This is a genomic window from Arthrobacter sp. Y3223164 (assembly GCF_059091005.1).
In genome coordinates, this window is sequence record NZ_JBNHGF010000999.1 from 1 (window position 1) to 258 (window position 258).

A 258-nucleotide genomic window follows, 5' to 3' on the forward strand; every position below is an offset into this window, starting at 1 on the left:
CGGCGATATCGGCGTCGTAGGGTGCCACAACTTCCCGCCCCAGCCAGTAGCCGCTGCCCTCATCGCCCAACAGGTGCCCCCAGCCGCCGGCGCGGACCTCAAGCCCGGCCTCGTTGATGCCCCACACGGACGATCCGGTTCCGGCGACCACGCCGATCCCGGTGCGGAGGCGTCCGGCGGCGAGCACCAGGCGGGTGTCGTGGACAACATGGACGACCGCCCCGTGGGCCAGCGGGGCGATCAGGGCGCGCAGCGCCG

Annotated in this window: 1 pseudogene; it reads right to left on the reverse strand. The window is 73.6% G+C overall.

From position 1 onward, the window contains the following. Window positions 1-258 (reverse strand): annotated as a pseudogene (locus AC5RUJ_RS19090) (ATPase); the annotation flags it as partial.